Origin of the sequence: Sporomusa aerivorans, assembly GCF_041428895.1 — a bacterium.
GTDB lineage: Bacteria > Bacillota > Negativicutes > Sporomusales > Sporomusaceae > Sporomusa > Sporomusa aerivorans.
In genome coordinates this window covers 4,370,819-4,393,388 of the sequence record NZ_CP156926.1, presented here as the reverse complement: position 1 = coordinate 4,393,388, position 22,570 = coordinate 4,370,819, and the positions used below count along the sequence as shown (strand labels likewise).

Below are 22,570 nucleotides of genomic sequence, written 5' to 3'. Positions count from 1 at the left end.
ATGTCGGTGGCAAGGGCGGCTGCACGCTGTTGTTGTATAACCCGTTGCCACCGCATGCGGTTTGCAACGAATTACAGGTACAGCCTAGCTGTGACTGGCAGTCAGGCCGGAAGGGGCAGGGAGTTCTTTGTTTTTAGCAAGGAGCTCCATTTTTTTCTGCAGCGCTTCCTGTTTGGTTTTGCCATAGCGATACTGGCGAACGGGCTTGCCAGTCACAGGGTCGCGGCCGCAGACGGCGGCCACCCAGCGGCCGTCCTGACGTCGATAGATACTGCCATTGCCGTATTTGCGTTGTTCCATGTCACACACCTCCTTTGCTGGCTGATTGCTCCGGGGAATAGCCGTAGGGCTTGTCCCTGCTACGGCGGCGTCCCGGAGCCACGCAGGCACTTTGCCGCATGCGCCATGTTCACACACCATCCTTTTATCCTATGTACCTATGCAAACGGCGGCCGCCACTCGCCCGCCTGTTTTTATTTCCGGCGCTTGCCGCCGGGATATAACATATTGCGTATCCACCGGTCAACCAGGGACAACTTTGTCTTTGTCTTCGGCTTTTAAGGCCGCCACGATTTTTTCAATGACGGCCCGCTCTGAGGGTGGCAGGTCGGCAATGTCTCTGGCCAGGTCAGTGACGTCGGCCGGCAGGGATAACACGCCGGCGTCGACGCCTAAGAGGTGGTCGGTTGAGACTTTTAAGATAACGGCCAGGCGGGCCAGCGTTTCGCCGTCGGGTTCGGTGCGGCCCCGCTCCCAGCCGGCCACCGTGGACTGATTGCCGGCCCCGATCAGGTCCGACAGGGCGGCCTGGGACAGGTGGAGCCGTTCGCGGGCAGCGCGGATGCGCTTTCCTATTTCTTTGCTCATGTTTTTTCACACACCATCATGTTTGATTTGCACACACTATAAAAAGAGCTGCTACCCACATTGTAATTGTTAAAGTACGATTTGTAAATATAAAAGTGAAAAACGTATTGAAAGATTACCAAATGACTGCTATGATTATTACATAATGCAATGATTAATTGCGTTAATTCACTGAAAGGAGAGGATGCACCATGACAAACACTAAACTGGTGGTCACGGTCAAGGAGTTTGCGGCCATGACCGGTATTGGCCAGAACCGGGTACGGGAGTTTTGCTATTTGCCGGACTTTCCGGCGTCGAAGGAGGGGAACCGTTTTTTAATTCATGTGGAGGCCGCCAATGAGTGGCTGCGGCGGCGGACCAGCGCCAAGACGGGCGTGAATACGGCCGGATTGAAACGTATCCTGCCGTGAAAACCGGGCGCCAGCGATACAAAGAAACCTTTTACCGGTGGAAGTGGGCGGGGCCATGAATTACATTGCCGAGCTCAACAGTTTTTATGCCCGTCTCTTGACGCGTCCGCTTTCGAGTGAGGCGCAGGCCTTGTGGAGTGTACTGATGCACCTGTTTAACCGGGCCGGCTGGCCGCCCCGGCTGACCTTGGCAGCCAGTACACTGTTAGGGTTTTTGGGTTATAGTTATGCGACGCTGTCGCGGGCCCGAGGCGAGCTGGTGGCGGTCGGCCTCTTAGTTCATACGCCCCGCCCCGGCCGGCTAGCACCGTATTATGAACTGCAACCACTGAGTGGCAAAGCTGTGGATAAATCTGTTGATAACCCTGTGGATAAACCGCGATTGACTTTAGTAAAGCCCATTTGCCAATCATAATGAATGACAAATGGAATGGCAAAACCGGATTTGTCAATCATTATGATTGGCAACCTGAATACATTATTTAAACGTAAACTTTATTTATAAACGTAAACCAATAATAGTAATAGAGCCTGTGACTATGTGGACAACAAGGGGGAGGACGGGCATGAATAAGGTCTTTCTGGTGGGAAGCTTGTCCCCGGACCTGGACATGCGCATAACCAACAGCGGCAAGGCGGTTTGTTCTTTTTCTTTGACCGTTGCTTTTAAGACCAGGGTGCGGGAGGAAACCGACGCGATTGACTGCGTCGCCTGGGATGCGCTGGCGGAGCAGATTGGTCAGGCGGGCCAAGGTGGTCGCCGGGTGGCGATTGAAGGGCGGCTGCATACGCGGCAGCTAGAAGGAGCAGACGGGCAGCGGCGGAAAGTGACCGAGGTGGTGGTTCGGGATATTGAGTTTTTGGACAGGCTGGGCCTGACCCGGCCGAGGTAGCCAATCAGACAGAGGTGTTGTGTGATGGAAAGTAAGACGTTGGCGGTAGCGATGCCGGAGCGGATGCATCGGGAACTGGCGAAGTTTGCGGCGTTGTTTATCGGCAAAACTGCTCAGGAGCGGCCGGACGCGGGAATATAGCCTGGAGGAGGCGCTGCTGCTGGCGGCTATGATTTATATTGATGACTACTTGTACCGGCAGCGGCAGAATGTGTCGCTGGGCGGCGTTTCCTCTTCCCCTCCCGTTTCGCGGGAGGGCTCAGGGGTGGGTCCATCAACCCTGAGCCAGGGCGAAGGTCTGCGTCAGCAGCGGTGGACGTCCGCTAATGTTTTGTTTATGTCCAGCGCAGCGGTAGCCCGGCGGAGCGAACCCAAGGGGGCGGGCGTGGACATAAAGGCCATTAGCGGATGGCCGCCTTCCCTTCCCTGGCAGGGAAGGGTTAGGGATGGGTGGCCGTCGCCCCCAGCAGGTCGGCGGCGAGCGTCAGAGAGCTGCGGGCCTGCTCCCTTGCCAGGCAGACGGATGCCGCCTGGCAGGATACGGCTTTAAGCGTCAGCGGTGGACGGACGGGAGCGGATGAGGAGAGTGGAGCGCCAGCGAAACGCCGCAAGGAGCGGACGACCGGCCATAGAGCGGTATCCGTCTGTAAGGCACTGAGCGGAGCAGCCCGAGGACGGCGGGCGGAAGACGCGGCAGCGGCTGCAGCGCCGCCCGCAGGGATGCGGAGCGGGCGGGCTTGCCTGTGTGGGGATTATTCTGTCTGACGCCAGATGGGATACGATCGGACATACGATAAAGGGGTGAGAAAGAAAAATGAAAATTGTCATCGACCCCGGCCATTCCGGGCCGGTGGAACCGGGCGCCTGCGCTGTCGGTATACGGGAGTGCGATGTGGTACTGGCGATTGCCAAGCTATTGGCCGAACAACTGGCCGATGCGGGGCATGAAATCATACTGACCAGGACGGGCGATATTGCGACCGATGACCTGGGTTTCCGGGCTGAATTGGCCAACGTCAACGGGGCGGATGTGTTTATCAGCATTCACGCCAACAGTGCTGCCAGCCCGGCGGCCCATGGCACGGAAGTGTATCATTATCCGGGCAGCGAATGGGGGCGACGGCTGGCAGTCTGCCTGCAGGCCCGGCTGGTGGCCGAACTCAATACTGCCGACCGGGGAGTGAAAGAGGCTAATTTCCAGGTACTGAGGGAAACGGACTGCCCGGCGGTGCTGGCGGAAGTGGCCTTTATCTCCAATGAGGCGGACCGGTCGCTCTTAACCAGTTATGCCGGACAGTTGGCGGCGGCCGTGGCCATGGCCGGCGGGCTGGCCGATTATGCGGCCGGGTAGTGGTTTTTAACGGCGAGGCGAGGATTGTTGATGCCGCCGGTGGGGTTCACGTTGCTGTACAGGTAGAAAATACTTTACAATATTGCGAATTGCTTATATAATAAATACAAAATGAAATAATGCTCCTGGAACGGGCAAAAAGTAGATGACCCGCGCGGTTTTTCGGCCGCGCTTGTCATAATCCGTTCCAGGCGCAAATCAGGCACACCTCCCGGGGTGTGCCTTTTGCGTGGGATTATCCGGGAAGGAAAGGAGGCGAGAGACAGTGGCCGTAGTAAAGTTACCGCAAACCAGCACGATCGCCATTAAGCTGCAAAAGGGCGTGACCACGTCCGGCAGTCCGGCCTATGTGACCCGGAACTATACCGGCAAACCGGCGGCAACCGACCAGGATTTGTTTGATGTCGCGGTGGCATTGATGGGACTGCAGGCGTATCCACTGGCGGAGATTGCGCGGGTGGACAACGCCATCCTGCTGAGTGAGTAAGGGCAAGGGGAAGTTTTTAACAAATGATAGGAAGGGGGGAACAGGATGGCTGATACCAATACCAAGACGCTGGAGCTGGTATTTATCACCGAGGGCAACAAAGAGGTGACGGTGGTGGTGAAAGACCCCAAGGACGGGGTGACGCTGGCCGAGGCTCAGGCAGTGATGGCGACGATTATTGCTAAGAATGTGTTTGCCGCCACCAGCGGCGATTTGGTGACCGCCAAGGAAGCGCAGCTTCGTCAACTGGCGATCACCGAGTTGAGCTAATGCGGGAAAGGAGGCCCTGCAGATGGAAGAGTTGGCCCGCCTGACGGCGACTTACGGTTTTCCCATGGCAGTAGCCTTCTATCTGTTGGTCAGGCTGGAAAAGCGCCTGACCGAGCTGACCAGCGCCATCAATCAGATGTGCAGTTGCGTCGAGAGGATGGAGGTCACGAAGAAATGATGCTAAAGACTGTGTATGGCCCGCCGCCGGCCGATCGGGAACGGATTGAGGCGACGACGGAAGATGCGATAGACGGCGCGCTGGTGCGCGAGACAACTGAGGAAGCGGCGACGGCTGCAGACCTCGCAAAGGCGGGTTGTCCGGCAGCCGGCCTCGACAGGCAGCCGGAATAAGCCGTACGTCTGGGTGTACGAAGGGCCGGTCGGGAATATTCCCGGCCGGCCCTTCGCGTTGCGTGCCGACAAAGCCGTGCGTAGGGGCCCGCTTTCCGGAAGCAGCAGGGAAAACTCCCTGCCGCGCAGTTTTTTTATTTGACGGTTATGATTTTCAACACGTCGGCGGTGATGTCCACGCCGCCGCAGACGACATCCTGTTTGCCGATGACAATGGACAGTCCTTTGGCTTTGGCCACTTCATTGGCAGCCGCCGTAACCTTGGCGGCAATCGGCCGCAGCAGCTCCTGGCGCTTTTGCTCCACGCGCAGGTCAAGCTGGCGGGCAAGGTTCTGTTTGTCGACCTCGTTTAAGCCGGCTGCTTTGCTGTCAAATTCCTGCCGGACCTTCTCTTGCTCGGCTTGTAGTGCAGTATTGGCCGCCGCCGTGTCGGGGTGCTGGTTGATGAGGGTGATAAAGTCCAGATAGCCTACCGGACCTGTGGCCGGGGCGGCCTGCGCCGTGCCCCAGGCGCCCAGCAGAAGGCACAGGGCCAGGAGGACCGGGACTATTCGCTTGTTCCGGGATGGTTGCATGTTGATCAGTCTCCTTGTTGTATCGCTGCCGCTGTGGCAGCGTTCGTTTGTTTTAGTACGCCGGCGGCTGTGAGCTGCCGGACGATATCCTGCTGAATGGCCAGCGCCTGGACGAAGCCGTCGAGCGGCAGAATAACACGCTGGTTGACTTCGACCACCGGCTGGCCGTTATCGCTTTTGAGCTGCGGCTGCACGGTCATGAGGTCGATGCGGACCAGGTTGCCCGTGACGTGGACGGCGCTGACGCCGTCGGCAAAAATTTCTTTGTTCATTCAGTTTCACTTCCTGTTGATGATGCAGAATTGGCGAGGCCGGCGGGAGTCAGGACAGTCAGCGGATAGCCTCCGGTGTTGATGCCGCTGCCGATGATGGTCAGCGGCGCGTAGAGATTAGCGCTGCCGGTCAGATAACCGCTGAGACCGGAAAAGGCGGCGCCGCCGGGAACGGCTCCGGCCAGATGTTCGGCGTGCAGGACGGCGCCGTCATAGGTTGGGTCGGCCATCCGGCCAGTAATGGTCAGGGTGCCGTTGACAAAGGTGATGGCATAGTTGGCGGCGGTCAGGCCGTCGGGGGTGATGGTATAGCTGCCGGGGCGAAGGGCTCCCTGGGACGTGCCGCCATAAGTGAGGGCGCCGGTCAGCACGGAGCTGTCCTCGTTATTGACGAAGCCGGAGTAGGTGACGCCACTGCCGCCGCTATAGGCGAGGCCGTCGTAGGTTTTACTGGAGCTGTTGGCGGTGACGGTGAGCGAAGCGGGAGTGACGGTGAGGGTGCCGTTGACATAGGTGATGGTATAATTGCCGGAAGCCAGGCCGCTGGCGATAATGTCGTAGGTGCCGGCGTTGCTCGCACCCTGGCTGGAGCCGGAGTAAGCGAGAGCACCAGTCAGCACGGAGCTGTCCTCGTTATTGACGAAGCCGGAGTAGGTGACGCCACTGCCGCCGCTATAGGCGAGGCCGTCGTAGGTTTTATTGGCGCTATTGGTGGTGACGGTGAGCGAAGCGGGAGTGACGGTGAGGGTGCCGTTGACATAGGTAATGGTATAATTGCCGGAAGCCAGGCCGCTGGCGATAATGTCGTAGGTGCCGGCGTTGCTCGCACCTTGGCTGGAGCCGGAGTAAGCGAGAGCACCAGTCAGCACGGAGCTGTCCTCGTTATTGACGAAGCCGGAGTAGGTAATGCCACTGCCGCCGCTATAGGCGAGGCCGTCGTAGGTTTTACTGGAGCTGTTGGCGGTGACGGTGAGCGAAGCGGGAGTGACGGTGAGGGTGCCGTTGACATAGGTGATGGTATAATTGCCGGAAGTCAGGCCGCTGGCGATAATGTCGTAGGTGCCGGCGTTGCTCGCACCCTGGCTGGAGCCGGAGTAAGCGAGAGCACCAGTCAGCACGGAGCTGTCCTCGTTATTGACGAAGCCGGAGTAGGTAATGCCACTGCCGCCGCTATAGGCCAGGCCATCGTAGGTTTTACTGGCGCTGTTGGCGGTGACGGTGAGGGCGGCCTGGGTGATATCGGCCGTCGTGGTGGTGCTGACGGTATAGTTAGCGGCGTCGGCGCCGGCGAGGGTGACAGTCACGGTCTTGCCGGTGCCGGCGTTTTTGTCGCTAAAGGTGCCGTCGCCCAACGTGACAGCGTCACTGCCGTAGATCGTGCCGGTTAATGTGCCGGATACGGTGGCGGCAGTGGTGCCGTCATAGACCTTGTTGGCTGCTGTGAGATTGCTGACGGTGAGGACGGCGGGGTTAATGGTCAAGGTGCCGTCATAGCTGATATCATAGCCTTGCTGATTGGAGTAAAGGCCGCTCAGGGTGAGGGTGTTGCCGGTAGTATTGGCGGTGGAGTAGGTGCCGGCGTTTTTGCTGCCCGTGGTGTAGCTGAGGCTGCCGGACACGCCGCTAGTGGCGTTAGAGTCGGACAGGGTGTAGCTGGAGGCTGTACCGTTGGCAGTGCCATTGTAGGTTGTGCTGGCGCTGGTTACAGTAACGGCAGTCAGAAAGCTTCTAAGCAGCGGATACGTGTAGCCGTCGTAGATACGCCAGACGCTGGTGCTGCCGCCGGTAGTCGCAATATCCCAGCCGCTGTAGCTGGCAGAGGAAAAGGCGGAAGCATACCCGTTGGTGCCCTGTGAGGTTAGGCCGGTCGCGCCGCTGTTCATTCCGCCGCCGATGCCTGTTAACGTACCCGAGGTGTCCACATCCCAGTAGCTGCTGGTAATAGAGGTACTGGTGTTATAGCCGACGAGCCCGCCGGCGTATCTGTTGGAAAAGGCGGCACCGAAGAAGTTGGTGGCAGTGGCGGTGGCGGAAACGCTGCCGGTACTGTAGGAGTTGGTGATGGTACCGGTGTTATAGCCGACGAGCCCGCCAGCGTAGCTGTTGGAATAGGCGGCGATGAAGAAGTCGAGGATGAAGTTGGTGGCAGTGGCGGTGGCGGAAACGCTGCCGGTACTGTAGGAGTTGGTGATAGTACCTGTGTTATAGCCGACGAGCCCGCCAGTGTAACTGTTGGAATAGGTGGAGGTGGTATCGGAGGAGGAGGAGGAGGAGGAGGAGGAGGAGGAGGAGGTAGAGAAAACGCTACCGGTGCTGTAGGAGTTGGTGATAGTACCTGTGTTATAGCCGACGAGCCCGCCAGCGTAACTGTTGGAATAGGTGGCATCGGAGGAGGAGGTAGAGAAAACGCTACCGGTGCTGTAGGAGTTGGTGATAGTACCTGTGTTATAGCCGACGAGCCCGCCAGCGTAACTGTTGGAATAGGTGGCATCGGAGGAGGAGGTAGAGAAAACGCTACCGGTGCTGTAGGAGTTGGCGATGGTACCTGTGTTATAGCCGACGAGCCCGCCAGCGTAGCTGTAGCCTAAGGAGTAGGAAGAGGTGATGCTGGCGTTTACGAGGCCGATGTCGCTAAGCTTAGCCGCACTGCCGGTATAGCCAAACAGGCCGATGTAATAGGTGGAAGGCCGATAAATCGTCAGGCTGTTGATGGTATGGCCTTGGCCGTCGAAGCTGCCGGTGAAGGGGGTGCTGGCATTGCCGATGGGGGCGAAGCCGGCGCCGGAGTTCCAGCTTGCCGTGCCGCTGGCGTCGATATCATTGGCCAGAGTATAGTACTTGCTCAGCATGCCGGACGAGCCGATGCCCTGCAGGCCGTAGACGTCGGCGATCTGGTAGGGGTCACTGCTGGTGCCGTCGCCGGCCAGCGCCCGGAGAAAGGTGCCGCCGCTGATGCGGAAGTCGGTGGCGGTGAAGCCGGACAAGGTGCCGGTGATTTCCCGCCAGGTGCCGCTCTGCAGAATAAAGGTGCCGACGCTGATGCTGCTGCCGTCGGCCGGGGTGATAATGCCGGTGGTGGCGCTGTCGCCGCTGCCGCTCGTGTTGGCGGCCAGCGTCAGGCCGCCGCTGGTGGCGGTGATGGAAGAATTGAGGTAGATGTTGTTATAGGCCGACAGCGTCAAGGTGTTGGCGCTGGTCCAGGTGAGGTCGCTGTTAACGATGATGTCACCGCTGCCGCTGGCGCTGCTGGTATCGGTTGTAGTTGGTGTACTGGTGCCCACCGTGACGGTATTACTCGAAGCACCGGTAGTAATGGTGATATTGCTGCTATTCAAGGCGGTGGACAGGTCGCTGGCATTCCAATAGTTGGCGCCGGTCGCGCCGCTGCCGATCGTAAAGTCCGCCGGGTCCAGGAGCCAACTGCCCGTCTGGCCGTTGGCCGCCAGCGTATTGACAGTGGCTGTATCGGCGACTGTCAGCGACTGTTTGCCGCTCGTCTCGACGCTGCCGCCGTCGCCGGACAGGCTGCCGCCTTGGGCGGAAATCGCCCCGGCGAACTGGGTCGTATCCTTGGCCCAGACCACGACCTGGCCGCCGTTGCCGCTGGTAATCGCGTCGGCGGTGATGGCTGCGTCCTGTTCTACCGTTGTATTCGTCGCCTGGTATTCGCTGCCGCCGCCCTGGTAATTGCCGCCGAGGAGGGCAGTGCCGCCGCCGGCGTCGCCGGAGACGTCAATGGTGGAGCCGGTTTTCACCGTGACGGTGTCGCCTAAGAGCTTGACGGTGCCGCCTATCTCTCCGGCGGCCTTGCCCGAGGCGTCGAGGGCGCCGGAGTTTATCACTGTGCTGCCTTCGAGCCGGATGACGCCGTTGTCGTTCTTTACGCTCTGCGCCCGGATGACGCCGCTGTTGTTGACGACGGTGTTAAGGAGTGCGTCCTTGGTGCCGGCGCTCATGACAACCAGACCGCCGGCGGCGGTGATGGTGCCGGAGTTGGTGGCGCTGCCGCCGGCCGCGCCGGTGTCGACGGTGAGGTTGACGAGCTGGTCGCCGCTAAAGTCAAGCGAGACGGCCTGGCCGGCTCCCAGGGCGGTGACCTTGGCGGCGATGACGCCTTCGTTTTTGACCTGCGGACCGATCAGCACCGCTTCACTCGCGGCGGTGATCGTCCCCTGGTTGGTGACGCCGTTGGTGGCAGTGCCGCTAAAGGTGTAGGTGCCGTTTAGAAAGTCACTGTCGGTGATATTGAGAGTCGAGGCTACCAGGCCGCCGGTGCTGACCTGCGATCCGGAAGCGAACAGAATCCCGTTGGGATTAATCAGAAAGACCTTGCCGTTGGCGCTCAGGGTGCCGTAAATAGCCGAAGCGTCGGAGCCGATCACCCGGTTTAAGGTCACGGCGGAAGACGACGGCTGGATAAAGTTCACCGTTTCGCCGCTGGCGATAGAAAAGCTCTGCCAGTTCAAAATGGCTTTGTCGGTGGTCTGGGTGACGGTGGTGGTGGCGCCGCTCGCCGTAATGGCGGCGCTGCCGCTGACCACCGTGCCGCCGGTGGGATTGGCGAAAGCCGGGTGGTAGCTGCTGAGAAACAGCAGTCCGGCGGCCAGAGGCGGCAGCAGGGTTTTTGTCAGACGCTGCCAGCGTCGTTTCCATTTGCGTTGCATGAATGTATCCTCCTTTAAAAATATTTGACGGCTTGCAGCCAGCAACGGCCGTTTTTGTCGGTGTCGGCGGTGGCAGTCTCCTGGCCGGCTTTCCAGGCGTAGTCGAGGCGGACGGTAAAGTCGCTGCCTTGCACCCAGAGCAGTCCCAAGCCGGCGGCGGCCAGGCTGCGGCGGTTGTCGCCGGTGGCGTAGGGGTCTTTATTGGTCATGACGCTGCCGTAGTCATAGAAGGTGTTGAGGTAGAGATTGTTTGGCCCGGACGAAGCGGCCGGCAGCCGCCAGCGCAGTTCGCCGGTCAGCTTGTAGCCCTGGTCGCCGCCGCCTTCGCCCTGCGGGTAGGCCCTGACGCCGTCGGCGCCGCCGAGGTAGAGCTTTTCGGAGGAGTCAAGGTTTTTGCCGGCGAGCTGGCCAGTGAAACTAAGGTTGAAATTGAGGTTTTGCGCCACTGCCTGTTGACGACGGTAATTTAACACTGTCTTAGTGAAGTGACCGTCCGTTTGGGCGGTGGCGGCGTCGGTCGCCAAGGAGGCCGCGTCGGTGAGAGCAAGGCTGCCCCAGTACTGGGTGAGGCTGAACGAATTGGCGCCGCCGCCCAGCCAGGCGTCGGCGCTAGTGCCGGCCAGGCCAACGTGCCAAAGGCCGCTGGTGCGGGGGTTGTAGCTGCCGTAGCCGGTCAGGTCGTCGCGGAGCTGTTTATGGTCGTAGCCGAAGCTGCCGTACAGGCTGGCGCTGCGGCTTCTGAGAAACGGATAGGAGAACTGGTAGGAAGTGACCGCCGCCCGGCCGGTGGCGCCGAGGGAGGCGAAGCTGTCGCCCAGGGTATAGCCGACATGGGAGTAGCTGACGTCGAACTTGGCGCCGTCGGCGCCGACCGGGACGCTGTAGGCGAAATTGTAGTTGTCGATGCCGTCACGGGTGGTCAGGCCGCCCAAGGTAAAGGCGTCGCCGCTGCCGCTGAGGTTATTGACGGTAAGCTGGGTGCCGTAGCGGGTGCGGCCGGTGTAGCGGCTGCCCCAGTTGTCGCTGTAGAGGGCGCCGCTGGTTTTGGCCGTGGCGGATGTTTCTAGGGTCAGGTCGGCGGTGCCGGCCTTTTTGCCGGGCGACAGGGTGGCTTGGGCGTGGACGCCGGCGAGGTCGTTGATGAGAAGCAAGGCCCGTTCGAGCGTCTCACGGGTGATGACGGTGCCGGGACGGACGGCGAACAGCATGGCGCGCAAGCGGTCCAGAGCGATAGGGCTGTTGCCGGTTATGTTCACCTGGCCGTATGTACCGGGGACGATGGCGATTTCGACGACGCCGTCCCGGATATCCTGGACCGGCAGGTAGGCAAAGGCGACGAGGTAGCCTTGCCGGCGAAGGTATTGGGTGATTTTGCCGGTCAGCCGGTTCAGTTCACCCAGGGTACTTTCTTTGTCGGCTGCGCTTTGCACGAGGGCCAGCAGTTCCATCGCCGGTACCGGCGTTTCGCCGCGAATGCGAAAGGCGCTGACGAAGATTTTCTGACCGCTGTCGGCTGCCGGGGCAACGGGCTGTTCTTCGACGGCGATAGCGGGGGTTTGCCGCTCAATCGGCTGCTGCGCCGCCGGCGGTTTTGCATTGTCGAGGATGGTGCCGGTGTCGGGCCGGGTGGCCGCCAGGGCCGGCAGGGCGGCCGAAAAAACGGACAGGGCGGTAAAGGCGATGAATTTTTTACCTGGATGCCAACAGTATGGTTTCATGGGATACTCCCTTTCTTTGTTTTTTAAAAATTTATCCGATGGCTAACCCGCTCTACTACTCCCGCTTCTACAAGCGGCGCGTAAAGAGCGGCTAAGTCCCTGGATCATTGCGACTGCAATTCAGGCGGCGTTAAAACGCCGTCTGAATGAAGTCTCCATATATCGCAGCGGTTTTATTTGGCGATCAGCTCGATAATTTCGCTGACGGCCATGGAGATGCCGCGCGGCCAGTACACCGCTTTGCCGTCGGTCCGGGCGGCGCAGAACACCTGCTCGTCCCGGAGGCTGGAGAAGCGGACGGTCTCCAGCTTGCTTTTCATATCCAGCGTGACGGAGTGGTGGTTGTCAAAATAAATCGTGATACAGTAACCGGCAGCAGGCACTGCTTTGAGTATTTTCATAGAAACCTCCTTTGGCAAAATTTCTCGTAATGATGAGACTTAGACTATTACGCCAATAAAAAAAGTCCTTCACTTTATCATAAAGTGAAGGACTTTTGAAAGATACTATACGAAAGTAGAGTCTTTTATGGTTCCCGGTAGTTTCGCTCCATTATCAGCCGCGCCAATGTCGCTCTGTTGGCGATGCCCAGCTTGGCGTAAATGTTTTGCAGCGCTTTTTTGACGGTCACCTCGGCGACGACCAGGTTCCCGGCAATGGTTTGGTTGGACAGCCCGGCGGCAACCAGACCGGCGATTTCCCGCTCGCGGGCGGTGAGGCTTGCCAGGTCGTCGCCAGGGACCCCCGCGGCCCGCATGACGGCCAGCTTGGGGGCGAAGGCGGCGTACGTCGCCGTGATGTTACGGATAAAACCGGCATACCGGTCGTCGTTGGCAAGTTCGCGGAGGACAGGCGCGAGGTCTGCCCCATTTTCCACGAACGGCATAATCAGTTGGTCGGCGGCGGCTATGTCTACCGCCTGGCGGAGCGCCGCCTGCGCTTCCCGGGGATGGTGCAGGCGGTGGTAGGCTGCCGCCGCATAGATGTGGGTGTACACTTGGCCGAGCAGGTTGGGAAAGGTACCGGCCACGTCAAGAAAGTGGCCGGTCAGGCCGAGCAGCTTCAGCTCCTGTCCGCTGAGCAGCAGGACCTTGCCGTAGACAATGTTGAAAAAGGTGTGGTTCAGCAGCGGCAGCCGGCTTGCCGGCAAATCCCCGCCCGCAATCCAGGGCGGGATTTTTTGTGCCTGCCCCAACTGGGCGTAGATGACGCTTTCGCATAAATCAACGGTATGGGCGTGCTGGTAATGTCCGTACTCATCAATTTCGGCGCGCAGCTGCCGCAAAAGCTCCCATACCGCCGGCAGGTCGCCGGCGATCAAAGCGAGCCGGCTCTGCAGGAACAGGACGCAGAGCCGGATGGCGCTTTGTCCGTTGTCCTGGGCCGACTGCAGGGCCTGATGGAGGGCAATGTCGGCAGGTTCAAAGTCGCCCCGGTGAAAAGAGAGTTCCGCCTGCAGCACGTATTCGGCACCGGCACCATGGCCGGAGGTAATCCGGCAGTAACGCGGCATATAGGCAGCGTAATCCCGTGCGGTTTGATCAAGCAGCCCGCTTTGCCGGTAAAACAGATACAGCACGGACGGCGAGCTGAGATTGTCGTCGTAAAACCGGGCCGGTCCGTCCAAGAGTTCGTACGCTTTGGCGTGATGCTCGGCCATGGCCCACAAGTCATTGTACTTGGCAAAGCTCATAATCAGCTCAAACTCGCCTAACAAATGTCGTTTTGTTTTTTCGTCGGGAACGGTTTCAATATAGGTACCGGCTTCCCGGCACGCGGCGACATACAGGTCTCTTTCATCAAAGGCGAACAGCTTTTGGGCATAGAGCAGGCAGGCTGCCGGATGGTTTCTTCTTATTTTTGCCGGGCAGTCTGTAAAATAGCGAATGAGTGTTTCTTTATGTTCAATATTGGTACTGCGGCCGGTATCCAGGACAAACGCCAGCAATAACTGGTCGAAATCACCGGACTCATAAAAGCAGTCCATGGCGTGGATGTACTCGCCGTTCTCCCGGTACCAGTGTCCCGCCGCCTGCAGGACGGCCCGCCGACGCTGCGCTCCCTGCTGTTCTAAAAGTTCCCGCAGGTAACCGGTGAAGATATTGTGCAGCTGATAGGTCCGGTTGTAAGGGTCGAATTTGATGAAGGCATTGTTGGCCATGAGATAGCTGACAATCTCCCCGGCGTTTTCCTGCGGGCACAGCGCTTTCGCCTGCGCCAGGGTAAAGCTGTCGAACACGCAGACGGTCAGCAAAAATTCCTTTACCGCCGGCGGGCACTGCCGGTAGACGGCTTTCTCCAGCAGTTCGGGCAGGCTGGCCTGCCGCTCAACCTTTCCTTCGCGGGCGAAGGTGAGCAGGCTGAGATACAGCGCGCTGATCCAGCCTTCGGTATAGGCGTACAGCGCGGCGGCTTCGCCGGGCCGGAGACGGATGCCGCACAGTTTGTAGTAGGCGATGATTTCTTTTTCGGCAAATTCGAAACAGCTTTTGCCGATGACCTGACAAAACCCTTTGAGGGCCAGTTCGGTCGTGTTTTCCCCGAACCGTGTCCGGGAGACGAGGATGATATAAAGATTAGTCGGCGCCGTCTTCACCAGGCGCTCGATGAATTGATCGACAGGCGGGGAGGCGAGCAGGTGGTAATCATCGAACACGAGGACCGTTCGTCCGGCGAATACGATATTGCCGATCAGCTCCAGCGCCGCTTCCATAAACACGCTGTCGGTGGGAACGCCCAGTTCGGCCAGGCGGTTCGCACGGCTCTCGTCGTTTTTTTTCAGCAGACGGCAGAAGCCGCGCCAAAAACCGCTGGCCGAGGTGTCGGCCAGCGTCTGCCACAACACGTTGGCGTCACTGCCTTGTAGGAAGTCTTTGACGGCAGTGGTTTTTCCGTAGCCCATCGGCGCTTCCACCACGGTCAGCGGCTGTTCCCAAATTCCTTCCAGGGCTTGACGGAGTTGTTGGCGGATATAAATGATATTGGCGGCTTTGACGCGCATGGCGATACCTCCGGGAGACTGCTCATTGCAGGTGATGCCGTGAGAAGGGGTTTCCTGTCACCTTGAATTTGCCGAATTTTTTCCTTATATGCTTATTTTAGTATGGCCAGAGTCGGTTGTCCAGAGATTGCGAAGTATACAAGATTGCCGGCAGTGATGGTAGTCAAGCGGGCGCTGCCTGTTGTAAAAGCCGGCGAATAAAGTCGAGCCTCATTGACCGGGCTGCTCCGCCCAGTGCTAATCAAACGGCTACCGCTCTATGCCCGGCCGTCCGCTCTTTGCGGCGATCTGCTATCCTCATCCGCTCCCGGCCGGCCACCGCTGGCGCTCAAAGCCGTATCCTGCCGAGTGGCCATTCGTCAGCTTGGCAGGGGAGCAGACCAGGTCACTCCTTGGTACTCGTGCCCGGACTGCAGGAAACGTCGGCTGGCCCCGCACACTGCGCGGGGCCTCGGCAGGCCACTCCAGCCGGACCGGCCGAAACACCACCGGCCGACCCAGCCGGGCGTCCTGCCGACCGCCGGGAACGACAACCAGACACGCCAGGGCTTTGGGCGACCAACCGCTCCACCGGGCCACCTGCCACCACTCGCCTGGCCGGGTGATAACCGCCGTTCGTTCCCTGCCGCGGCCGCGCCCGTCCCGCCCCGTGGACACAAAAAGCGCGTGTCCACTCTCCGTCCTCCCTTCCCCCCGAGCCCCCCCATCCCACCTGAATGGCGTTGCCGTCCAAGCTGTGGGCCGCGATTGAAATTCGGGGGTAAGGGAGGACTTCGGGCGCCCTGCGGGAAGGACTACCCCCCAAACCCCCCGCTAAGGTGCGGCCGAACAAATTGGGGGGTACGCGGCTACGGCAGGGCCCTTCACTAGCCGGGAGGCAATCAGACGGCGGCGGCACCAGACGGCCCGGATCCGCTTTAGGGGACCTACCCCCTGACCCCCTCCCGACGAACAAACGGGAGGGGGAAGTCGCAGCCCGGTACCTACAGCCCAATAGACGGCTTACCATGAGCAGCCACGAAAACCGTGTGGCCGCACATCGTAAGCCTGGCCGGTGGCGATAGTAAGCCGGGCAAGGAGTGCACCGGCCACGGCGGCCAAACCCATGCCGCCGCGTCCCGTGCCAACGGGCCTGCCGGCAGCAAGGGAGCCGCGAACTGCGCGGCCGGGGGAAATAAAAAGGCCGCCCTCGATGGAGAGGCGGCACGGTGAACTAAGCAAAGCGGGACCGGAAAAAATCTTTTTTGGACTGGTAAAATATGCTATACTAACGGTACAGGCTGCTCGGGGGACGGTTAGCCCCTTCCTTTTCAGGAAGGGGGTGGTAGGATGAGTATCTATGAAGCATTGACATTTGCGGTTGCATTTGCCACTCTCATGGTATTGATCACGACCAAAAAGAAATAGCCGCCCCTCCCCAAGGTGTGCGGCTATTTCTTAATAGCTTGAAACATATGGGCTAACCGTTTCCCGGTTAGACAGCCTGTGGGGCTGGCGTGTTAGCGCACGTCAGTCCTTTTCTTATATTATACCCATTGGTATAGGAATATGCAACCGGTCAGGAAAAAATCCTGCCGGCGGGGTTTAGTTTACTTGCAATTCATTGGAAATGAGCTATAATAACAGTAAGGTGGAAATTAAAAGTCGCCGTGACGCGGAAGTGTTGGAGCACTCCCGAGGCACGCGCAGGTGCAGTAACACCTACACGTAACAGCAAGCTGTCCACGACGACATTTCTATTATACAATGCCGCCCGCGTAAGCACAAGCGAGGCGCTGCGTGTAACGGAGATGCCGGCAAGGGGAGAGCAGGCTGTGCGACTTCATGCAGCAGAAGACGAAGCCTATTCCCGATACACTGTCAACGGAAGGGCAAGCATTCGCGTACATACTGTATTGACCGCTTTTCTGTTGAGGCCGGGTTGTTCCGGTTTATTGGTATTGGGTTTTAGCATACGATGAAGCCAAGCGCATGTGTAGGGTATAAAAAACCTCGCATGCGCTTTTAATTTCCCCCTATAAAAAAGCTGCCCGGCCAGTGCCTGGCTGCAGCTTGGGATAGGGGGTATAGAAGTTTGTCCAGCAAAAGGGTAACCTCACGTATTTTGACTGTCTATTATACATACCTGGGTGGGAAAGACCGGCGGCCGCTTATCCGGTTGCAAGGAAGATGGCTTGAGGAGCTTGGCTTTCAAAGCGGCGATAAAGTGGTGATCGAAGAACGCGGCGGGGCCTTGCTCATAAAAGCGGTGACCGATGAACGGCCCGCCAAGGAAAAAGCGGGGTCTAGCTGCTGAAACGCCCCGCCGCCGGTCTTTTCATGGTATCACACCGGTCAAGGCTGCGCCTGCTTCGCTTTGCTGCGCCCCTGCGGGTGACACGGTGTGCCGCTCTGAGGTGACGGCGGCGGGAGAGCCGCTGACGATGAGCGGGAGGTGCCTGGGTATGTGGGACGAACTGGTGAGGCGGTGGCGGGTGGAAGCCGCGCTGTGGGTTTGCTACTGGCACGCACTGGACCGGGATGACCGGCCGAGTGTCCGGTACTGCGCCGACCACAGCTTGCTGCTGTCGGTCTTCTGGCTGGCGGCGCTGGTCGGCGGGTTGATGGCTTTGGGTACGGTCGTACAGTTTTCTGCAGGGCGGCTGCCGGTGATGCCGGCGGCTTTTTTTTTGCGGCGGCCTGGCTGGTGGCCATGGCAAAAAAAAGACCACCACCGCACGGTGGTGGCAGTCGCAGACCAGGCATGATGTTTGCTGCCGGAGGACAGTTTTGTAGGATACAACTGACTAACGAGGGCCGCCATGCCGGCCGGAAACCGAGGGTTTCCCTTCGATTTGTTGTCCCTCAATCAGTCGTTACTACAACAACCGTACAACAACGCGGCGAAAAAGGTCTGTGACGGTCTGTGATGAAAATCCAGCATTATCAAGCATTCATGACATTTTGAAAACGAAAAATGATGGCGAAATTTGACTACGAATCAAAAGGTCGCAGGTTCGAATCCTGCCGGGGTCGCCATTGATTTTTCAAGAGCTTTACGAGGTTTTCGTAAAGCTCTTTTCGTTTTCATAGCAGTTTTATGCCGTACAATAATCGGTATATGTGTGTTGGGAGATATATAAACAAATCGAAAGAGTGACTGGCATATCGTGAAGTGTTGTAGGCAAACAGTTTGACGAAAAAGAAACATCTCCCATCTGTCTAAGCAAAACAGGATTTTTTGTAAGCGTATAGAATTATATTAAGGCTGACTAAAAATAAAATAAGCTTAAACGTCAATGCGCATCTTTTACTGTTTCTTTATCAAACAGTAAAAGATGCTTTTTAATTTACTTGCACTTGTATGTATAGAGGTTTCAGCATCATGCAAAAACAGCTTAAATTTTACTTCCGGTTAAATTGCTGCTGATTCAATGGTTATAGTTGATTATCTGCCAATCCGAAGAGTCTGTTTGAGCTAAAGGCATACTCAGTTTGTAAAACTAGAAAGAAAGGTTGCGGTAATATGAAAAGTATCAATTTGGTGGAATGTTTAGGCTATTTGGCTTCAGTTCTAGTAGCTGTCTCCTTCTTAATGAAATCTATAAATAAACTGCGTTTTATAAACATGGTAGGCGGCATATGCTTTGTTATTTATGCGGTTGCTATTAATGCAATGCCAGTGGCCTTAATTAATTTATTTACAGTATGTATAAATGCATATTATTTGACCCTGAAAAATGCTTCTAAGCAAGGGGAATAAGCGATATATCGTCTCAGACAGGTAATATAAACAAATAATAAATGGAGTGGCAACTGTTCGCGTACATATTTACTGACTGCTTTTCTGTTGACAGCCGGTCTGTTACGGTCTTATTGGGTTTGGGATTTAGCAAACGACGAGGCAAAGCGCTTGTGTAGGTATAAGACCTTGCATGCGCTTTAAATTTCCCCTATGAAAAGCAAACGGCAGGGCCGGTCATTATCAGGGCTTTGTTGTCACCAGCCCGGCCGTGGAGGCGTTTTTCAGAAAATCTGCCCAATGGTTCTTTTGTCCGGCCTTCAGGATACTTATTTAAATATTAAGGACCAGGAGAATTATATGCATGAATAATGAGAAATTTATATTTGTGGAAGAGCTAAAATAAAAGTAACTATTGACAATCTTGTTAATTAGACCAAGGCGTTAGTGTAATGAAGCTAGATGGAGGAAATATTATGAAACCTTACGTACTTTTTTTTGAACAGATTAACCGTTCCAGCCTGCCGTTAGTGGGGGGGAAGGGGGCCAATTTAGGCGAGATGACTCAGGCCGGTTTTCCTGTTCCCGGCGGTTTTTGCGTTACCACGCTTGCGTACCAGGATTTTGTCGCCACCAGTCCGGCCATGGAGCCCTTTTTCGCCGAGCTGAGCACAATTGACGCTGCCGACTTAAATCAGGTCAGAAAAGTAGGCCAAGGCCTACGGGAGCATTTGCAGCAAGTCGCAATCCCGGAGGAAATTACCGCTGAAATTCTTAAAGCCTGGGAAAAAGCGGGGACAGCGAATTATTATGCCGTTCGCTCCAGTGCGACAGCCGAAGATTTGCCCAGCGCATCTTTTGCCGGTCAGCAGGATACCTATTTAAACATTAAAGGCCGGGAAGAACTGCTAACGCATGTCCGCAAATGCTGGGCCTCGTTATTTACCGACCGGGCCATTGCTTACCGGGCCAAAAATGGCTTTGACCACCGGGAAGTCTATCTGTCGATCGTTATCCAACAGATGGTTATTCCGGAAGTTGCCGGCATCATGTTCACCGCTGACCCGGTAAATGGCAATCGGACCGTTGTTTCCATCGACGCCGGTTTCGGCTTAGGCGAGGCGCTGGTGTCCGGCTTGGTTACCGCCGACTTATATAAAGTCAAAAATCAGGCCATTCTCAGCAAGAAAATAGCGCGGAAGAAACTGGCCATTTATGCTGTGCCGGAAGGTGGTACGGTTACGAAAGAACTGCTGGCTGACGAGCAAGAGCAGCAGGTGCTGACAGACAGTCAAATTATCGAGTTGGCCGGATTAGGCAAAAAAATTGAAAATCACTATGGCCAGCCGCAGGATATCGAATTCTGTTTTGCTCAAAATGAGTTTTTTATCGTTCAAAGCCGGCCTATTACCACGCTATATCCTTTGCCGGACATGCCGGAGCAGCCGGTTCGTGTTATGCTGTCATTCGGCCATGCGCAAATGATGACCGATGCTATGAAGCCATTAGGGTTGTCGGTACTAAAAAACATATTTTCGCCACGGATCATCAAAGATGCAGGCGGAAGAATTTTTCTTGACCTGTCGGATATTCTGCATCATAAACTGGCCCGCATGATTGTCCCCAAGTTTTTGAGCAACGCTGATGAAGCCATGAGCCGCGCGATTGACACTGTTATTAAACGCTCTGAGTTTCTTAAAGGCGATCAGGCGGAAAGTGCAGTAACTGTTTCCACAGTGGGAAAAATGCTGATGCCGGTCATGAAGAAGGTTTGGACAATTATTCGCAACGGGGACCCGAAACTGGGCAGGGAGTATGTTGACAATTTCGTGCGGCAGCATATCGCTCAGACCCGAGAGGCGCTAAGCGGAGTGCGGGGGGCTGAAAGAATTGAAGCGGTAAAAAAACAGTTGGACTCCATTTTTGCGAAGCTTATTCTCAATATTATACCTTATGTTCTTGCGAGCCTTATTGCCAATGCCTTGCTGAAGAAAATATGCATCCGTAAGTTTGGCGACCAAACAGAGGTGGATCAATTAAACAAATCACTTCCCGGCAATGTCACGAGCGAGATGGGGCTGGTACTGGGAGATTTGGCCGATAAGGTGCGGGACTTGCCGGCCGTTCAGGAATATCTTAAGACGGCCGGGGATCAGGGCTTTTACGGCGGACTGGATGAGGTGCCGGGCGGGAGACAGTTTAAAGCCGGGTTTGCAGCGTTTATCGCTCAATATGGCATGCGCTGCCCCGGCGAAATAGACATCACCACGCCTCGCTGGTATGAAACGCCGACTCGCTTGACGTCCGCTATTTTGAGCCATATCCAAAGTCTAAAGCCAGGTGAACACCGCGAACGGTTTGCGCGGGGGGAACGGGAAGCGGCAGCAGCGGCCCGGCGTATTTTGCAGGCCGCAGAAGGACGGCTAAAATCGAAAATGGTTTCCCGGCTGATTGCGGTCTACCGGAATTTAGGCGGACTCAGGGAACATCACAAATTTCTGCTGATTGTTGTCATGGGGGAATGCAAACAAGCTATTTTGGCGGAAGCCCGGAACCTGGTGGACACGGGCGTTTTGAAGCAGGCAGAAGATAGCTACTACCTGACATTGGACGAATTATACCAGCTTTTGCAAAGCAATGATGCTAAGCCTGTTCATGAAATCATTGCGGAGCGCAAGGCTCAGTACCAACGGTATCAGGACTTAAAGCCGCCGCGCGTTATGACGAGCGAAGGCGAGATGGTCGTAGTTCCGCCGCGCCGGGATCATGTTCCGGCAGGAGCCTTGCTGGGCAGTCCGGTATCGGCAGGGGTCGCCGAGGGGATAGCCCGCGTCATTCTCAGACCGGAAGCTGCGGTGCTACATGCAGGCGAGATTCTTGTTGCCCCTCATACCGATCCGGGCTGGACGCCTTTATTTCAATCAGCCATTGCCATTGTTACGGAAGTTGGCGGGTTAATGACCCACGGGGCGGTTGTGGCCCGTGAGTATGGCATTCCGGCAGTGGTGGGCGTTGATGATGCAACAACGCTGATTCAAGACGGTGCGCGCGTACGGGTTGACGGAACGCAGGGCCTGATTGAATTTCTCAGGGATGCAAATGAATAGCCGCTGGTTTGTTCAAGCCTCCTTGTATTTGCCCGAAGCTTGCAGTACGAAGCCCTGCAGTACGGTATTGTCTTTTTTACGCTGGTGTTTTTCAGTTGTTTTGGCGGCAGCAAGCTTAAAGTGTAATTATAAAAAATGCAAGTTGAGCAATGGCAAATTGGGTTGATTCCTTTTATAGTAATTTAACAACAACGCGGCCGAATTGTTTCTTTTAAATTTTTATGTAACAGTGCTCGGTGGAAAAATAAAAACCGCCCTCAGTATGAAGGCAGTAAGCTGCGACAGCAGTCAGGACAAATTTTTTCTTTTTAGACTGGCAGATTATGCTATTAGCGATATTGCTATGTTGGACGATGCTCCGGGCTTTGTATTCAGACTGGGTGATTATTATTTAGAATTAGCGACATAACTACAATTCCGGACAATATGAATTCCCAATAAATAACTGTTGAGTAGAGAAGATTATGGGAAGGCTCAATAAACCATTTATCGAAGTCAGGTGAAGAGGATACCTTGTATAGTGATTCCAGGAAATAAGCCGATGTTAATACCGTTGCCATGATGTTTGTTAAGTTAAGCAGCAGCATTGGTGGAAATAGTTTGCAAACCATAAAGTGATATATATAGTACAGTATCCATACTGCGCCTAAACAATAAGTAGCCAGCGACTTTCCCTGCTGTGGTCCTGCGTAATCCAATAGTAAGCAGCAGAAGTTTTGCATAGGATATTTGTGAGTGGGTCCCAACGGGGCGCAAGATATACTTTTTGTAATTTCATCATTATTGTAGCGATTTATAAATCCGAAGTGCAACATAGCAGACATTACTGCCATAATGCCCAGAATGAGTTCAAACAAAGGCCCACCCCCATAATTCCTTT

Annotated in this window: 23 protein-coding genes and 1 tRNA gene; 15 read left to right on the top strand and 9 right to left on the bottom strand. The window is 56.4% G+C overall.

Annotated features, from left to right (window positions below):
* Nucleotides 1-84: 84 nt before the first annotated feature.
* Together SATMO3_RS21215 and SATMO3_RS21210 are read right to left on the bottom strand one after the other, a co-directional pair.
* The gene (locus SATMO3_RS21215; RefSeq protein ID WP_090939629.1) at nucleotides 85-300 is read right to left on the bottom strand and encodes a hypothetical protein; all 216 of its coding nucleotides are present in this window, start codon (nucleotides 298-300) and stop codon (nucleotides 85-87) included.
* 222 nt (nucleotides 301-522) lie between these two features.
* Nucleotides 523-867: a helix-turn-helix transcriptional regulator gene (locus tag SATMO3_RS21210; RefSeq protein ID WP_090939626.1), complete on the bottom strand. Its 345-nt coding sequence runs from the start codon at nucleotides 865-867 to the stop codon at nucleotides 523-525.
* A gap of 191 nt (nucleotides 868-1,058) precedes the next feature.
* Here SATMO3_RS21210 and SATMO3_RS21205 point away from each other — a divergent pair, with 191 nt between their 5' ends.
* From SATMO3_RS21205 to SATMO3_RS21165, 9 genes are all read left to right on the top strand, one after another.
* Nucleotides 1,059-1,280: a helix-turn-helix domain-containing protein gene (locus SATMO3_RS21205; protein ID WP_090939623.1), complete on the top strand. Its 222-nt coding sequence runs from the start codon at nucleotides 1,059-1,061 to the stop codon at nucleotides 1,278-1,280.
* 55 nt (nucleotides 1,281-1,335) lie between these two features.
* Nucleotides 1,336-1,695, top strand: a complete 360-nt coding sequence (locus tag SATMO3_RS21200) for a hypothetical protein (RefSeq protein ID WP_371371734.1) — start codon at nucleotides 1,336-1,338, stop codon at nucleotides 1,693-1,695.
* 151 nt (nucleotides 1,696-1,846) lie between these two features.
* Entirely contained in the window at nucleotides 1,847-2,173 is a 327-nt protein-coding gene (locus SATMO3_RS21195) for a single-stranded DNA-binding protein (RefSeq protein WP_371371733.1), read from the top strand.
* Between the two features lie 450 nt (nucleotides 2,174-2,623).
* Nucleotides 2,624-2,938, top strand: a complete 315-nt coding sequence (locus SATMO3_RS21190) for a hypothetical protein (RefSeq protein WP_371371732.1) — start codon at nucleotides 2,624-2,626, stop codon at nucleotides 2,936-2,938.
* 49 nt (nucleotides 2,939-2,987) lie between these two features.
* Nucleotides 2,988-3,524, top strand: coding sequence for an N-acetylmuramoyl-L-alanine amidase (locus SATMO3_RS21185; protein WP_090939612.1), 537 nt, complete (start codon nucleotides 2,988-2,990; stop codon nucleotides 3,522-3,524).
* 265 nt (nucleotides 3,525-3,789) lie between these two features.
* Nucleotides 3,790-4,011, top strand: a complete 222-nt coding sequence (locus tag SATMO3_RS21180) for a DUF1659 domain-containing protein (RefSeq protein ID WP_090939609.1) — start codon at nucleotides 3,790-3,792, stop codon at nucleotides 4,009-4,011.
* 45 nt (nucleotides 4,012-4,056) lie between these two features.
* Nucleotides 4,057-4,281, top strand: coding sequence for a DUF2922 domain-containing protein (locus SATMO3_RS21175; protein WP_371371731.1), 225 nt, complete (start codon nucleotides 4,057-4,059; stop codon nucleotides 4,279-4,281).
* 22 nt (nucleotides 4,282-4,303) lie between these two features.
* A complete protein-coding gene (locus SATMO3_RS21170) occupies nucleotides 4,304-4,459 on the top strand; it encodes a YvrJ family protein (RefSeq protein ID WP_090939604.1) in 156 nt (51 codons plus the stop codon).
* The gene (locus SATMO3_RS21165; RefSeq protein WP_175490583.1) at nucleotides 4,456-4,632 is read left to right on the top strand and encodes a hypothetical protein; all 177 of its coding nucleotides are present in this window, start codon (nucleotides 4,456-4,458) and stop codon (nucleotides 4,630-4,632) included. The genes SATMO3_RS21170 and SATMO3_RS21165 overlap by 4 nt, the downstream gene beginning before the upstream one ends.
* A 134-nt stretch (nucleotides 4,633-4,766) precedes the next feature.
* On the opposite strand, the gene SATMO3_RS21160 is transcribed toward SATMO3_RS21165, so the two are convergent.
* From SATMO3_RS21160 to SATMO3_RS21135, 6 genes are all read right to left on the bottom strand, one after another.
* Nucleotides 4,767-5,207 (bottom strand): OmpH family outer membrane protein, encoded by a 441-nt coding sequence (locus SATMO3_RS21160; RefSeq protein ID WP_371371730.1) that lies wholly within the window; start codon nucleotides 5,205-5,207, stop codon nucleotides 4,767-4,769.
* Nucleotides 5,208-5,212: 5 nt separating this feature from the next.
* The gene (locus SATMO3_RS21155; RefSeq protein ID WP_371371729.1) at nucleotides 5,213-5,479 is read right to left on the bottom strand and encodes a hypothetical protein; all 267 of its coding nucleotides are present in this window, start codon (nucleotides 5,477-5,479) and stop codon (nucleotides 5,213-5,215) included.
* Complete coding sequence (locus tag SATMO3_RS21150; RefSeq protein WP_371371728.1) at nucleotides 5,476-10,143, bottom strand: beta strand repeat-containing protein; 4,668 nt, start codon at nucleotides 10,141-10,143, stop codon at nucleotides 5,476-5,478. The genes SATMO3_RS21155 and SATMO3_RS21150 overlap by 4 nt, the downstream gene beginning before the upstream one ends.
* A 14-nt stretch (nucleotides 10,144-10,157) precedes the next feature.
* Nucleotides 10,158-11,861 (bottom strand): ShlB/FhaC/HecB family hemolysin secretion/activation protein, encoded by a 1,704-nt coding sequence (locus SATMO3_RS21145; RefSeq protein ID WP_371371727.1) that lies wholly within the window; start codon nucleotides 11,859-11,861, stop codon nucleotides 10,158-10,160.
* A 173-nt stretch (nucleotides 11,862-12,034) separates the two neighbouring features.
* Nucleotides 12,035-12,262: a DUF2442 domain-containing protein gene (locus tag SATMO3_RS21140; protein WP_090939587.1), complete on the bottom strand. Its 228-nt coding sequence runs from the start codon at nucleotides 12,260-12,262 to the stop codon at nucleotides 12,035-12,037.
* A 125-nt stretch (nucleotides 12,263-12,387) separates the two neighbouring features.
* Nucleotides 12,388-14,862 (bottom strand): LuxR C-terminal-related transcriptional regulator, encoded by a 2,475-nt coding sequence (locus tag SATMO3_RS21135; protein WP_371371726.1) that lies wholly within the window; start codon nucleotides 14,860-14,862, stop codon nucleotides 12,388-12,390.
* Between the two features lie 116 nt (nucleotides 14,863-14,978).
* Between SATMO3_RS21135 and SATMO3_RS21130 the strand changes: the two genes are divergently transcribed.
* The 6 genes from SATMO3_RS21130 (at nucleotide 14,979) to SATMO3_RS21105 (ending at nucleotide 21,690) form a co-directional block, all read left to right on the top strand.
* Nucleotides 14,979-15,467, top strand: a complete 489-nt coding sequence (locus SATMO3_RS21130) for a hypothetical protein (RefSeq protein ID WP_371371725.1) — start codon at nucleotides 14,979-14,981, stop codon at nucleotides 15,465-15,467.
* A 1,469-nt stretch (nucleotides 15,468-16,936) separates the two neighbouring features.
* The gene (locus SATMO3_RS21125) at nucleotides 16,937-17,158 is read left to right on the top strand and encodes a SymE family type I addiction module toxin (RefSeq protein WP_371371724.1); all 222 of its coding nucleotides are present in this window, start codon (nucleotides 16,937-16,939) and stop codon (nucleotides 17,156-17,158) included.
* Between the two features lie 148 nt (nucleotides 17,159-17,306).
* Complete coding sequence (locus SATMO3_RS21120; RefSeq protein ID WP_371371723.1) at nucleotides 17,307-17,609, top strand: hypothetical protein; 303 nt, start codon at nucleotides 17,307-17,309, stop codon at nucleotides 17,607-17,609.
* A gap of 190 nt (nucleotides 17,610-17,799) precedes the next feature.
* Nucleotides 17,800-17,880, top strand: a tRNA-Ser gene (locus SATMO3_RS21115).
* A gap of 487 nt (nucleotides 17,881-18,367) precedes the next feature.
* On the top strand, nucleotides 18,368-18,604 hold the full coding sequence (locus SATMO3_RS21110; protein ID WP_371371722.1) for a YgjV family protein: 237 nt from the start codon (nucleotides 18,368-18,370) through the stop codon (nucleotides 18,602-18,604).
* A gap of 455 nt (nucleotides 18,605-19,059) precedes the next feature.
* Nucleotides 19,060-21,690 (top strand): phosphoenolpyruvate synthase, encoded by a 2,631-nt coding sequence (locus tag SATMO3_RS21105; RefSeq protein WP_371371721.1) that lies wholly within the window; start codon nucleotides 19,060-19,062, stop codon nucleotides 21,688-21,690.
* Between the two features lie 371 nt (nucleotides 21,691-22,061).
* Here SATMO3_RS21105 and SATMO3_RS21100 read toward each other — a convergent pair whose 3' ends face one another.
* Complete coding sequence (locus SATMO3_RS21100) at nucleotides 22,062-22,547, bottom strand: hypothetical protein (RefSeq protein ID WP_371371720.1); 486 nt, start codon at nucleotides 22,545-22,547, stop codon at nucleotides 22,062-22,064.
* Nucleotides 22,548-22,570: the final 23 nt, after the last annotated feature.

Coding starts and splice junctions, on each gene's coding strand:
- SATMO3_RS21215 (WP_090939629.1), bottom strand. CDS start 300: ATGGAACAACGCAAATACGGCAATGGCAGTATCTATCGACGTCAGGAC.
- SATMO3_RS21210 (WP_090939626.1), bottom strand. CDS start 867: ATGAGCAAAGAAATAGGAAAGCGCATCCGCGCTGCCCGCGAACGGCTC.
- SATMO3_RS21205 (WP_090939623.1), top strand. CDS start 1,059: ATGACAAACACTAAACTGGTGGTCACGGTCAAGGAGTTTGCGGCCATG.
- SATMO3_RS21200 (WP_371371734.1), top strand. CDS start 1,336: ATGAATTACATTGCCGAGCTCAACAGTTTTTATGCCCGTCTCTTGACG.
- SATMO3_RS21195 (WP_371371733.1), top strand. CDS start 1,847: ATGAATAAGGTCTTTCTGGTGGGAAGCTTGTCCCCGGACCTGGACATG.
- SATMO3_RS21185 (WP_090939612.1), top strand. CDS start 2,988: ATGAAAATTGTCATCGACCCCGGCCATTCCGGGCCGGTGGAACCGGGC.
- SATMO3_RS21175 (WP_371371731.1), top strand. CDS start 4,057: ATGGCTGATACCAATACCAAGACGCTGGAGCTGGTATTTATCACCGAG.
- SATMO3_RS21170 (WP_090939604.1), top strand. CDS start 4,304: ATGGAAGAGTTGGCCCGCCTGACGGCGACTTACGGTTTTCCCATGGCA.
- SATMO3_RS21165 (WP_175490583.1), top strand. CDS start 4,456: ATGATGCTAAAGACTGTGTATGGCCCGCCGCCGGCCGATCGGGAACGG.
- SATMO3_RS21160 (WP_371371730.1), bottom strand. CDS start 5,207: ATGCAACCATCCCGGAACAAGCGAATAGTCCCGGTCCTCCTGGCCCTG.
- SATMO3_RS21155 (WP_371371729.1), bottom strand. CDS start 5,479: ATGAACAAAGAAATTTTTGCCGACGGCGTCAGCGCCGTCCACGTCACG.
- SATMO3_RS21150 (WP_371371728.1), bottom strand. CDS start 10,143: ATGCAACGCAAATGGAAACGACGCTGGCAGCGTCTGACAAAAACCCTG.
- SATMO3_RS21145 (WP_371371727.1), bottom strand. CDS start 11,861: ATGAAACCATACTGTTGGCATCCAGGTAAAAAATTCATCGCCTTTACC.
- SATMO3_RS21140 (WP_090939587.1), bottom strand. CDS start 12,262: ATGAAAATACTCAAAGCAGTGCCTGCTGCCGGTTACTGTATCACGATT.
- SATMO3_RS21135 (WP_371371726.1), bottom strand. CDS start 14,862: ATGCGCGTCAAAGCCGCCAATATCATTTATATCCGCCAACAACTCCGT.
- SATMO3_RS21120 (WP_371371723.1), top strand. CDS start 17,307: ATGTGGGACGAACTGGTGAGGCGGTGGCGGGTGGAAGCCGCGCTGTGG.
- SATMO3_RS21110 (WP_371371722.1), top strand. CDS start 18,368: ATGAAAAGTATCAATTTGGTGGAATGTTTAGGCTATTTGGCTTCAGTT.
- SATMO3_RS21105 (WP_371371721.1), top strand. CDS start 19,060: ATGAAACCTTACGTACTTTTTTTTGAACAGATTAACCGTTCCAGCCTG.